The 13,467-nt window shown below is 41.5% G+C and carries 9 protein-coding genes; all 9 read left to right on the top strand.

Annotated elements, in window-relative coordinates; all coding sequences use genetic code 11:
- Positions 1 to 49: 49 nt before the first annotated feature.
- The 9 genes from N1I80_RS18030 (at position 50) to N1I80_RS17990 (ending at position 13,463) form a co-directional block, all read left to right on the top strand.
- A complete protein-coding gene (locus N1I80_RS18030; protein WP_340739219.1) occupies positions 50 to 1,231 on the top strand; it encodes a S41 family peptidase in 1,182 nt (393 codons plus the stop codon).
- A 75-nt stretch (positions 1,232 to 1,306) separates the two neighbouring features.
- Complete coding sequence (locus N1I80_RS18025; protein ID WP_340739218.1) at positions 1,307 to 2,599, top strand: nucleotide sugar dehydrogenase; 1,293 nt, start codon at positions 1,307 to 1,309, stop codon at positions 2,597 to 2,599.
- A complete protein-coding gene (locus N1I80_RS18020; RefSeq protein WP_340739217.1) occupies positions 2,596 to 3,306 on the top strand; it encodes a WecB/TagA/CpsF family glycosyltransferase in 711 nt (236 codons plus the stop codon). Before N1I80_RS18025 ends, N1I80_RS18020 begins: the two co-directional genes overlap by 4 nt.
- A 691-nt stretch (positions 3,307 to 3,997) precedes the next feature.
- Entirely contained in the window at positions 3,998 to 7,276 is a 3,279-nt protein-coding gene (locus tag N1I80_RS18015) for an S-layer homology domain-containing protein (protein WP_340739216.1), read from the top strand.
- Positions 7,277 to 7,376: 100 nt separating this feature from the next.
- On the top strand, positions 7,377 to 7,787 hold the full coding sequence (locus tag N1I80_RS18010; protein WP_340739215.1) for a hypothetical protein: 411 nt from the start codon (positions 7,377 to 7,379) through the stop codon (positions 7,785 to 7,787).
- Positions 7,788 to 7,818: 31 nt separating this feature from the next.
- The gene (locus N1I80_RS18005) at positions 7,819 to 9,900 is read left to right on the top strand and encodes an Ig-like domain-containing protein (protein ID WP_340739214.1); all 2,082 of its coding nucleotides are present in this window, start codon (positions 7,819 to 7,821) and stop codon (positions 9,898 to 9,900) included.
- A 91-nt stretch (positions 9,901 to 9,991) separates the two neighbouring features.
- The gene (locus N1I80_RS18000) at positions 9,992 to 10,981 is read left to right on the top strand and encodes a hypothetical protein (RefSeq protein ID WP_340739213.1); all 990 of its coding nucleotides are present in this window, start codon (positions 9,992 to 9,994) and stop codon (positions 10,979 to 10,981) included.
- A 410-nt stretch (positions 10,982 to 11,391) separates the two neighbouring features.
- Positions 11,392 to 11,889 (top strand): tetratricopeptide repeat protein, encoded by a 498-nt coding sequence (locus N1I80_RS17995; protein WP_340739212.1) that lies wholly within the window; start codon positions 11,392 to 11,394, stop codon positions 11,887 to 11,889.
- 5 nt (positions 11,890 to 11,894) lie between these two features.
- Entirely contained in the window at positions 11,895 to 13,463 is a 1,569-nt protein-coding gene (locus tag N1I80_RS17990) for an O-antigen ligase family protein (RefSeq protein WP_340739211.1), read from the top strand.
- Positions 13,464 to 13,467 lie beyond the last annotated feature (4 nt).

The raw sequence follows: 13,467 nt of genomic DNA, 5'->3' as shown, positions 1-13,467 counted from the left end.
CCGGGTATAGTATAATAGAAACAACCCACAAAAAAAGGAGGTCGCCACCATGAAAACCCTACAAACAGCAATCCTAACAATCCTCGTCCTTTTCCTATGCACGTCACACACCCAAGCGGACACCCTCGAAGACGTTCAATTCTTCGTTGACACCTACTATTACGGCGACATGCCAGAAAATCTCTATATGATGACATCCGTCGACGACATCATCCAATCGCTCGACGAATACTCTCGCTACCTAACAGCAGAAGAATACCAACTCTATCTTGCATCAGTAGCTAACAACAAACCACCAGCAACCATCGCATCGACAACAGCGCCGCGAACGCAACAAGCCGTGACATCATCCATGCTCTACGGCAACATCGGCTACTTAAAAATCTCCATATTCTCAGCCGACCTCGACCAAAAAGTGCAAGCCCACTGGCTAGCACTCAAAAAAGCTGGGGCCACAGAACTCATCATTGACCTGCGATATAACGGGGGCGGCTACGTCGAAAGCGCCGAACAGCTCCTCGGCTTCTTCCCAGGAGTGACAAAGGCGTATCACCTAACAACACGCGATGGCACCAAAGTCATTAAACCAATCACCACCAGCGTGAAATTTCCAAAGCAAACCTATGTCCTCGTCAACCGGTACTCAGCCTCGGCCTCAGAAATCGTCGCCGTAGCGCTCAAAGACCAGCAAGCAGCGACCATCGTAGGCGAGACAACAAAAGGGAAGGGGTCCATCCAGTCATTCTTCACCTTCGAAGACGGGGGAGCACTTAAACTAACAATTGGCCAATTCACAGGACCTAAAGGTACAAAAGTACACAAAAAAGGCGTCAAACCAACCATCTCAACCGCGGCCAATAAAGAATTAATCACTATCCATCAGCAACGCCTAGAACACCTATTGACAGCACAGCACTATCGTAAACTAGCAGACCTACCAACCAGCACAGTAGATAAAACATTTAGTGTCCACTTCACACAAGCTATGAACCTATCCGACGTACAAACGTCCAATATAATAGAACTCATCGAACTTGGAGGTGCAGCGGTTCCAATCACATTTAACCAAACAACCAGTCACACACTTGAAATCAGTCCGAAAAACAACTTACATCCAGGAGCCTACATGCTCATCATCCACCCAGGACTTCCAAACATAGACGGTCGGACAGTCAAACAAGGGATAGTAACAATCATCACCATAGCGAACGATATTCCCATCACTAGTTAGTCAGAGGGACATTATGCTATAATCAAAAAATGTCTAAGATAAAATAAGTAACCCCCAGAAAAGAGGAAAATTACGATGGCCAAAAATATATGTGTCGTCGGCCTCGGCTACATCGGCCTACCGACAGCAGTCATGTTCGCAAACAGCGGCGTCCGCGTACACGGCGTCGATATCAATGAAAAAGCAGTTAGCATGATCGCCAATAAACAACTCCATATAGAAGAGAACGGATTACAGCAACGACTCGACCAAGCGATTGACGAAGGCATGTTCACGGTATCGACACAACCTGTTGATGCAGACGTCTACATAATCGCTGTCCCGTCACCTATTAACGCAGACAACACAGCAAACCTTGAGTACATCCGACAAGCAACAGCATCCGTTGTTCCATATCTGAAAAAAGACGCACTCGTTATTCTCGAATCCACAGTGCCGCCAAAAACAGTGGAAAACGTCATGCTACCAGAGCTCCGCAAATCCAACCTGACACTAGGCGAAGACCTTTTTGTCTCGCACTCACCAGAGCGTGTCATTCCAGGGAAGATATTCGAAGAGCTCATTAACAACGACCGCATCGTCGGCGGCATCACACCTAAATCGGCTGAACTAACAAAAGAGCTGTACGAAACGTTTGTCCAAGGGCAAATCCATCTAACAGACGCAACAACAGCGGAACTTGTGAAAGTCATGGAAAACACCTACCGTGATGTCAACATTGCCTTCGCCAACGAACTCGCTAAAATTGCAGAAACCATTGACGTCGATATTTGGGAAGCCATCCGTTTCGCCAACTTCCACCCACGCGTCAATATCCATACACCAGGACCAGGCGTCGGAGGACATTGTATCGCAGTCGATCCATGGTTCTTAGTGGAATTAAGCCCAGACAAAGCCGACATTATCAAAAAAGCACGCCTAACAAACGATGGCATGCCAAAGTTCACTGCACAAAAAGCGCAAGCACTACTTGAAGAACAAGGCATCCAACAAGGCAAAGTGGCCATCCTAGGTCTCGCATTCAAAGGGGATGTCGATGATTTACGAGAAAGTCCTTCAACAGTCGTCATTCAAGAACTACAAAACCTAGACTTGAGCGTCGTATCATTCGATCCACACATTAAAGAGCTACAACACCCGACACAAGTAGCAACACTAGGCCAAGCAGTTCAGGACATTGACCTGATCATCCTAACAACAGATCATACCGAGTTCAAAGACCTGGACCCACAAACACTCAACACTGGCGATAAAAAGCCACTTGTCCTCGATACGAAAAACGCACTCAACCGAGACAAGTGGGAACAGGCGGGATTCCGTTTCTTTAAACTCGGTGACGGGAAAAACAAAGGGATTCCTTCTATATGAAAGAACAAATACTAGGTGTTCAAGTCAATACCGAAAATTACGACCAGCTCATACCGAAGGTCTTTCAAAATATAGAAGAGAACAAAAAATCACTCGTCGTAGCCATCAATCCCGAAAAGCTTATGAAAGCAAAAGAAGACCCAGAGCTAAAAGCGCTACTAAATCGAGCAGAATTCCAAATACCAGACGGCATCGGGGTGATCATTGCCTCCAAGCTACAAAAAGGCAACATCCGCTCCCGCGTCACAGGCGTGGACATGATGGACCGCATCGTCAGGGAAGCGGCAAGGACGGGACATGCCATTTTTCTATACGGTGCCAAGCCCGGGGTGGCCGACAAAGCAGCACAACAATTACAACAAACCTATCCCGATCTAATCGTTGCAGGTACACAAGACGGCTACGAGCCAGATAACGATAAAGTCATCGACGTTATCAACGAAGCAAAGCCAGCCATACTCTTCGTCGCCATGGGATCACCTAAACAAGAGCAATGGATTGAACAAAATCGTGACCAGCTATACCCAATACTCTACCAAGGTGTCGGGGGCTCATTCGATGTCCTCGCTGGAAACGTCAAACGCGCACCAGCCATCTTCCAACGATTTGGAGCAGAGTGGCTATACCGTCTATTAAAAGAACCAAGCCGTTTGAAACGACAAATGAACCTACCAAAATTTTTATTTGAAGTTTTTAAACAAAAATGAAGAGTAGCCTCTTGTAATCTAGTAAGTGAGATGCTAGAATACATAAGTGTAAGGATAATTTCCTCTAAAACATATATAATTAATCGCCACGCAGCACAAACGGTTGGTTGACCATGCAAAAAGGCTTGAACAGTTCCCATCTGTTCAAGCCTTTTTGTGTATCACGAAAAGCGGAAGGCGCCGTCTAGATGCGACAGGCATAAGACGGCTTAGCGGAGCGGCGCTCTTTGCCGCATAGCTAAGTTGGCTTATGACCCGAGCATCTGGCGCCTGGAGCTAGACACTAAGAAAAGCGCATCGCCAAGCATTGTTAGAGGGGTATTTATATAGAAGAATAGAGAACAACTATTACAATTCAGCGACATACACACACTTTTGACAAATCCCTTCAGCCATAAACCCCGTCCTTATCCACAAACACCCCGTAACACTCTTAACACAATTGAAATACTTCTGTAATTTTGCACCAAATACAGTAAAAGACTTGATAATTATAAGATATACGTTAGAATGATAGAAGCGACTACGGAATCTACTACAGTTTCCACTGGAATTTACGATATTACTATTTTGTAATTGACATCCTTGTCGTAACTATCTATACTTTAGTGTGTAATGGCTTCTATCTTTCATTTTGCCGTGGGAGTAGATGACAAAATTTTATTTCTATCTAAGAGGAGGAAATTATTCAATGGCTAACCAACCAACGAAGTACAGCAAATTTTTAGTAGGAGCTGCATCAGCTGCTCTTGTAGCATCTGCAGTAGCACCAGTAGCAAGCGCGGCAGATTTTTCAGACGTACAAGGTAACACGCACGCAGAGGGTATCAACGCTCTTGCAGATGCAGGCATTATCAAAGGATACCCAGACGGGTCATTCCAACCAAACAAAACACTAACACGTTCTGACGTTGTTAAAATGATGGGTAAATGGCTTGTAACTGAAGGTGCTTCAATTCCTGAAGATGCACGCACAAACCCACGCTTCTCTGACTTGACTACTAGCTCAAACGGAGAACTACTTGACTATGCTGCAGTTGTTAAAGACGCAGGCGTATTCATCGGAAGCAACGGTCGTCTTCTTGCGGCTGACAACATCACTCGCGAAAACATGGCACTAGTGCTTGTTCGTGCGTTTGACCAAGTAAACGAAATCGACCTAGTTACATATGTAAACGGTCAAGATTTCAAAGCTGACGTTACAGACCTTGCATCAGCTAAAACTGAAGCACAAGCTGCTATCAACGTTCTTGATTTCTTCGACATCACGAACCCAGCTGCTCCAAACTTCAATCCAAAAGGATCTACAACTCGTGGACACTTTGCAACATTCTTGAACAAATCTATCAACACTGATTTCTCAGTAGTAACTGGAACTGTATCTGGTTCTGTTAAAGCGATCAACGCTACAACTGTTGAAGTAACTTTGGAAGAAGCAGTTGAGAACCTTAACTCACTTAACTTCACGATCGAAGGTCTAACAGTTTCTAACGCAGCTGTTAAACAAACAAATAACAAAGTTGTTGTATTGACAACTGCTATTCAAGAGGGCGGTAAAAAATACGAAGTTAAAATGAATAATGCAGTTGTTGGTTCATTCGAAGGTATTTCTGCAGTATTACCAACGAAAATTGACATCACTACTCAAGCTGTACAAGGTAAAGTAGGAGAGCAAGCAATCCTTACGGCTGATGTAGGCGTTAAACAAGCAGGTATTCCTGTAACATTCAACGTAAAAGCACAAACTACTACAACACTTAACCAAGACCAAGTGTTTGAAGCAGTTACAAACGAAGAAGGAATTGCAACATTCTCTTACACACAATACAACGCAGGTAACGATCAAGTTGTTGCATACCCAACAGGTGCACCAGCAGTTCGTAGCCTTGGCTATGTATTCTGGGGTGTTGACACAATCCTAGCAATCGAAGAAGTACTAACTGATAAAGTAGTAAATAACGGTGCTAACAAAACATACAAAGTAACTCACAAAGATCCACGTACTGGTAAAGCAGTTGCTAACGCAACATTCAACGTATCATTTGTAGAAAACTTGAATGTATCTGCTGACAAATTAGCAAATGCTACAGTAAATGGTGTAGCCGTTTCTCAAATCAACAACAAAACAGCACCAGTAACTGCAACAATCACAACAGATTCTAAAGGTGAAGCAACATTCACAGTATCTGGTACAAACACTGAAGTAACACCAGTAGTATTTGCTCAAAACGTATCTACAGCTGCTGCGAATTCAGAAGTTAGAAAAGCAGAGCTAGCTACTTATGAAGCAAGCCTATTACAAGCACAATCAACAAAAGTGAAATTCGCAGCATTGCAAGCGGAATACACGATTGAACTTACTCGCGACGGTGGAGAAGTAGCAGCAACTAAAGAAACAAACGGCCGTAAATACAACGTTGTTGTTAAAGATAAAGACGGTAAACTTGCTAAAAACGAAGTTGTCAACGTTGCATTCAACGAAGACCTTGACCGTGTAATTTCAACTGTAACTGAAGCTAAATTCGTTAAAACTGGAGATAATCCAAGATATTACGAAAACAACAAAGAAGCTGACGGTAACTCAGCTAAAAAAATCACTGTTAAAACAAATGATAAAGGTGAAGCATCATTCGTTATCGGTAGTGACAAAGTGAACGACTACGCAACACCAGTAGCTTGGATTGATGTAAACACTCCAAACGCTGTTGAAGGTAACCTTGATGAAGGCGAACCAAAAACAGTTGCGGCGATTTCATACTTTGTTGAAGCATACCTTGATGGTTCAGCATTGAAATCTTACAAAGGTACTAAAGCTACATCTGACTTCCGTGGTGATGAAACAGCTACATTCAAAGCATCACTTGTGAACCAGAGTGGTAAAGACGTAGCAGGTACTTCAATTAGAAAAGTATCTTATACAATCTTCAATGAAGGTGCAAATGATGTACTAGTTGGAAGTCAAGTTATCTCTCCAAACCGTAGCTACACAGTATCTTATGAAGCTAAAGATAGAAACACAGATTTACTTGTATCTCTAGCACAAGACAAAACTGGTAAAGTACGTGTAGTTGCAACAGGTATTGCAATCGATACAGATGGCAAAGACTATGCATTCACAGCGAAAGAAGCAACAGCTTCATTCACAGCTACAAAAGCAGTTTCAGATCTTTACACTGGTAAAGTTGTATCATTCAACTCTGATAAAGGGGAACTTACTTTCGACGGTAAAGATGCAGTGAAATACACAGGTGCAGACTACAGAGGTCTTGGTAATACACCAATCGCAACAGCTGCTGACTTTATTGAAGAGTTGAAAAAAGGTGAAGTTACAGTTACTCGTGAAGTGAAAGACGGTAAAACAACGTTCTACATCATCGAGCAAAAAGTAGGCGTTAACGCACCACAAGATGAGTACAAAGGTGACGTTGTAGAAGCAGCTAAAAAAGCATTGACTGATGCAGTAACAGCAGCTACAGCACGCAATACAGCAGCAGTTGAAGGCGATGAGCCTGGTCAATATACTGCAGCAGTAAAAGCAACTTACGCAGCAGCAATTGCAACAGCAGAAGCTGCAGCAGCAAAAACTGATGCAACTGAAGCAGACTTGAAAGCAGCTACAGCAGCTCTTGCAACAGCTACAGCAACATTTGTAGCAGCTGTAAATCCAGAGGTAGAAGAAGTAGCTGAAATCGAATTCACAGCAACGACTATTGATTCGAAAGATGCTGGAGTAGCTGGACTTGCTATCTTCAATATCACTGGTACAGTAGCAGGAACTAAAGCTGCTGACGTAGCATCAGTGAAGCTTGTATTTGATGCAGGTGTTCCTGCTCAAGACGCAACTTACGATGCAACTACAAAAACATTCTCTTACAAAGATACTTTTATTGATGTAGAGACTGTAACAGTTGAAGCATATAATGCAGCTGGTGTTAAAGTGGCAAGCGAAGCAATTAAAGTTTCAAAATAATAATATAGTAATCTAAATAGGGCTAGCTTAGGTAAGAATAGGAATCTTTCCTAAGCTAGCTATTTCTAAATTAATGAAAGAGATAGGAGTGGATTTTACTATGAAGAAGAAACTTCTTATCCTTGCTTCTACATTGGCCTTGGTACCAGCTATGGCAATACCTGCTCAAGTCAATGCAGCAGAGCAACAGCTGCCATCGGGTATTTACTTTATTAATACAGATGGTTCCCAAGGGGAATATTATTCTTATCCGGCTTGGAGTGATTTGGCTGTGGCTCAAAAAGGTATTCTCATTGCAAAATATGGTCAAAAGAACATCAAGCCATATCTTCCTTCTTTAAATAAAATTGCATCATTAGATGATATTTCTCAATCGGGACAACCATTCCTTAGTGCAAGTTCAAATTATGTGCCAGGGGATCTTCCAGGCGAATTCAAAGATTATGAAACAGGTGAAGTAATTTCAAGCTCGCCTGCCGAAGAAAATTTTGAAGTAATCGGAATTGAGTAATGACTTAATTATCATTGGAGGTTTATATAATATGAAGAAAAAATTACCATTAGCGGCATTAGCGGCAGCGCTAGTCGTACCAGCAGTAGTTGCGCCTATCCAAGGATTTGCGGATGCAGTAGCACAAATTGAATCAGGTCTTTATTTCAATGGAGCAGAAGGTGAACGCGGCGAGTATTATACTTTTGAAGACTGGGCTGATTTATCACCAGTTGAAAAAGGTGTTCTAGTTGATAAATACGGTACTGGAAATATCCAGGTATACCTGAAGCAATTAAACAAAGTAACAACATTGAAAGCAATTGCTGATCAGGAGAAGCCATTCTTGGATGTAGCAGAAGAACTACAAGAAAATGAAATTGTTGGAGATTTCACAAATGGTGCGACAGGTGAAGATTTCTCAGTTTACCCTACACCAACACTACCTGAACTAACTATCGAATCAGTAACAAACCCAGCTGATATTACCGTGGTAGTAGGAACAGCTCCTGCATTACCGGAAACAGTTGAAGTTGAGTTCGAAGGCGGTACAACTGGCGAAGTAGCTGTTACTTGGGAAGAGAGTGATTTCTCTGAAGCAGGTACAGTAGAAGTTACGGGTACAATTGCAGGAACAGACAAAACTGCTACAATTAACGTTATCGTTAAATCAGTAGAAGATTTAAATGCAGCAATTGCAGCTGTTAAATCAACTTCTGAAACTGGTAATTCAACTGATTTTAAAACAGCTTTAACAGCACCAGTACTAGGTATTGAAGGTATTGAAGAAGCTTACTTAGATGACTATCAATCTACAATCGCTGATGCGTTAAGCATTACATCTGTTGCAGATATTCAAGCATTGGTAAACCTTGTTAATGATGCAAAATCAGGTGAGGAAGCAGAGTTAGTTGCAGCTATTAAAGCAGCAAACACTGTTTCTACTTTGGAAGATGCATTAGCTGAAGCAGAAATTGTGCATGTAAGTTCAATTACATCTAACCTAAATGCTTACAGCACAGCAATTAAATCTGACAACCCAATATCACTTGCAGATGTGCAAGTAATTATCGACGCTACAAACCTTGATATCGTAGAAACGGCTGTAGCAAAAGCTGAAGCTTCAGAAGCTGCAGCGGATGTAACAGCTGCAGCAAATATGCTAACAAATATTGAAAGTGTTCATCCTGATTTCGATACACCGGCTGAAGGGGAAAAATCTTTTGCTGAACGTATCGCTGCTGTTCTAGAAGCTATCGATGCAGCAACAGAGTTAGAGGGCTTGATCACAGCTGCAAACGAAGCAACTGACGAAGTTGCTTTATTAGCAGCATTACAAGCTTTAGAAACTGCTGATCTTATCGAAGGTGTTGTTGCATCTAACGATACGGCATACTTTGCTGCAAAAACAGCAGAAACTAAATTCGTTAGACCAGAAGATATCCAAACATTCGTTACTGACGTGAATGCAGCAGAACTTGCTGATAAAGTTGAAGGACTAGTTGCAGCTGTAAATGAAGCAGCAGATGTAACTGAATTAGCAGCTGCATTGGATGCTTTGAAAGAAGCAGGTCTACTTGTAAACTATGAAACTGCTAATGATGGAGCATACGATGAAGCATCTACAGGAGAATATGCTTCAGTAGATGCAATCCAAACATTCGTTGATGATGTAAATGCGGCGGAAGCATTAAAAGCAGCACTAGTAGCTATCAATGAATTAGATTCAGATTCATATGAAGAAGATGTACTAGAAGCATTAAAAGCAGAAGCATTAGCGTTAACTGGTATTGTTGATAAAAATGTTGCTCTATACACAGCTGAACTTCCAGAGGTTGCAGAAGAAGATACATTTGCAGATACAGCAGCAGTTCAAGCTTTAGTAGATACTGTAAATGCAACGAACCTTGGGAAGCTAAATGCAGCGAAAAAAGCAGCTGATGTTAAAGTAGCATTAGTTGCACTAGAAGCTGATGGTCTAGATTTAGAGCTTTACAACGAATTGACAAGTGCCCAACAAACACTAATTGCAACAAGTATTGCTCGTGATTCAGATGGCATTACAACTGTAGAAGATCTTCAAGAAGCAATTGATATGATGGCAATGGCACTTATTGCTGGGTTTGGAATCTAATAATAGTACTATAGAAATTTAATGAAAGATTGCTAATTGCTTTTTGTGATTAGCAATCTTTCATTTGTTTCATAGTAAGGAGGTGTCTGGATTGGCACAAAGTTATGCGCAATTGGGTGAAGAAAATGGATTGCCAAAATTAGATGGAGTAGTGCCAAATAATCATCCGCTTTTTTATACACATGTCTGGAATTTCGATTATGAAGTGATAGCGAGTATCCACAAACAGCTGGCGAAGTATACAATGCAATACCCTTCAGAAGATGCCTTAAAAGATGTCAAGCAAAGTCTAACTGCACTGTTATACCTTTCAGATGAGGTGCAAGTAGTGAAAGAGGAAGTTGCGGCACTTGAAAGGGCCGTTGTATTTAAAAATCAGTTGAATGGGGAACAACTGCTGGATGATAAGGCTTTGCAATCTATTTATATTGGTTTAGGCAGTTTGCCAGAAAATCAGCTGAAAGCCGATTTGAAAAAACAGATACAAGCTATTTTGAAAAAGCGTCAGTTGAATGTTGTTGAGCAAGTGAATTTAAGCGACAAGGTACCGTTTACTTTTGCACAAAATAGGACGGGTGAAGAATTACTGGCGGAACTTAACAACTCTCTATCGGATGATTTGCAACAAGTTTCAATGGCAGTAAAAAGCATGGTACTAAAACAAGCGATACTGGATGCTACACAATATTCTAATTTCGAAGCACTCGTTCAGTATATGCAAAATAAAATCACCGATATGCAACAAGCCTTAGTAGTTATCAATGAAGCAAAGTTTGTGCAGGAGATAGAAGTTGCCTTGCATCAGATTGAGCTCCCAGTTTATCATCTACAACAAGAGGTTGTTCAGCAGCAAATTATTCAGCAACTATTGGATACGGAAGAAAGCTTTGTTACAATTGATCGACTAAATCGATTTATACTAATAACGATTTTAAGATTACGAAAACAAAATTCTCCTAAAATAGAGACAAACGATGATGCGGAATGTTTAGTAAGCGCGGACCCAAGTGCGGAAATTACGGATACTTTGATGGTTTCTGAAAAACAGGGGGACGAGTTTTTCCTAGGTTACAAGAAATGAATAAGTACAATATTTAGTTTAGTAGTAAAAGTCTTGGCAATAGCCCCGTGGATATGGCTTTGATTGGTTTTCTTTCATAGGGGCTTTCCACAGATAAGATGAATCCAGCAATTCTCTTGCAGCCTACTTTTAAACACTTCAATAAGCATCTGTTTCACCTCCATTCCTCTCAGTCATTCCACTAAATAAACAAGGAAAACCCAACCTGAAGGATGGTCCTTTCTTGTTAATCTCATAAAAGTTCTCGCACAATTATTGCATTCCCCCATCCTGACACAAACCAAATATTTTTTAGTGCACAAAAGAACTGTCCCTTTGTGGCCCCATGACTATTGACCAAATTTAAGGTACAATATACAAGTATCCAAAAGTCATAAATAATAGAATTGAAAGTTGAAGGAGAATACGGCGTGGAGAATTCAACGAGGAAGTATATTACAATAGGCATAGCTTTTGTCTTGATTGTAGGATTTATTGTGGCCTCTCTTATGGGGAAGAAGCAGGACCAGGTATTTCAAATGGACAATAAACAATATAATATAGTTATTCAGCAATTAAAAGAAGGAAACTATAAGGATGCGCTTGCAGAGTCTGCTGATTTAGAGAAGAGGCACGGTCGCTCTGATGCAGTGAATTATATGATTGCGCTGGCCGCTACGAATGCTGGAGAAACTGAAAAGAGTATTTTGTATATGCAGCGGGCATTGGACAATAATCCTTATAAAGTTGAAGATCCATTGTTCATGTTGCAACTGGCAGAAGCGCTTATTTTGGCTGAAATGCTTGAAGAGGCTGCAGAAGTGCTTGAGCGAAGTAAAACACTTAAAGCTCCAGAGAGTTATCCACAGTATCAGGAAAGGGTTACGCAATTGCAAGAGAAAATCAGTAACTCTACAAAGGAAGGGTAAAGGCTATGACTTCATATTACGGTGCAAATACTAAAATGGTTAGAGATGTGGAGGAGGAACGTATTTCCCGCGTCAAAATAGATCGTTGGATATTCGGGCTGCTTTTACTTGCCGTAGCACTAGTTCCATTACTTGTTGGAGGATATGTCCAGGAGGTTGTGAGTCCAAGGATTACAAATACAGCACTGCTAACTTCAGGGACGAAAGGAGATCTCTTCACGCATTATAAGGCGATAGCTCTTATGGTTATTACAATTTTCGCTGCTGCATTGCTACTAACGAAAATACTGTTCATTGGTGGACAAATTCGTAAAAGTGTACTGAACCTATTTCTAGGCGTTTTTGCGGTTGCTATTCTAATTTCAACGGTTCTATCCCCAAGTATAACAATCGCGCTATGGGGCCAGTACAATCGTTCAGACGGGGCTATTTCATACATATGTTATCTAGCATTATTTTTTATAGCGATGAATATTAGCTACCCTAAAAAGGCTGTGGAGTATGTCATGTATTCCTTGTATCCATTTATAATGATCAATCTTATTTTAATAACGATGAATTTCACTGGGCATGACGCCATGCAATACCCAGCTATTCAAAAAATGATAGCGCTATTTGTCCCAGAAGGCGCAACGCTTGGAGAGGGATCAACACTTCTCGGAACACTCAACCAGTGGAACTTCATGAGTGGGATGTTTGCGGTCATAACAGTGATGTATCTGGCATGGGCAATCGTCGATGAAAATAAAATCAGAAGTTATATCAATATTGGTGTATCTGTTGTATCCCTTGCAATTATGCTGATGTCAGTCTCTACCAGTGGCTTCGTAACAGTTTTACTGATGACGCCGTTATTGATTATATTAGCGGTTAAATCGGGTGATAGAAAAAAGGCCATCATTGGACTCGTAGCTTTTGTTGTTATTAGTTTACCAGTATTCCATGTGCTAGCGGATAAAAATCCGAATGTCTGGAATGAGTCTATCGGTTTTATCATTAGCAAAAATCCTTATGCAAAAGAACAGAAGGAAGCGAAGGTGCCTTCCGATTACAACTTCTCATTAGAGAATCGAGTGCATGCAGCGGAAAATAGTTTTGAACTGCCAGTACTTCCTGCTAGTGGAGTATCTGCTGGTACAGGCCGTCTCTATATTTGGGAAAAGACAGTTGATTTGACTATGGAACGCCCACTATTCGGTTTTGGAATGGATACGCTTATGTATCATTTCCCGCATTATAACATCGACGCAAGAGCAGGCCTGCGAACAGAAAAGACCATTGTCGATAAGCCACACAGTATGTATGTGGGGGCTTTCTATGGTACAGGGATAGTCGGCTTTATTGGCTTTATGGGTGTACTGGTATTAACGGGATGGGTGGCTCTTAAAACAGTGGTTATTAGGAAGTATGTCATGGCATCTATGTTGGGCATAGGATGGTTAGCCTTTCTGATTCAGGCACTCTTTAACGACACATTACCAGGTACAGCTGGCCCAATGTGGGCGATTGCAGGGATGATGATGGCCATCCTACTGGCAAAAAATGAAGTCAAGGAAGATGGAGTAAACAATTGAAGCT

The organism is Sporosarcina sp. FSL K6-3457, from assembly GCF_038007285.1.
Lineage (GTDB): Bacteria > Bacillota > Bacilli > Bacillales_A > Planococcaceae > Sporosarcina.
This window is presented reverse-complemented; position numbering and strand designations above follow the sequence as displayed.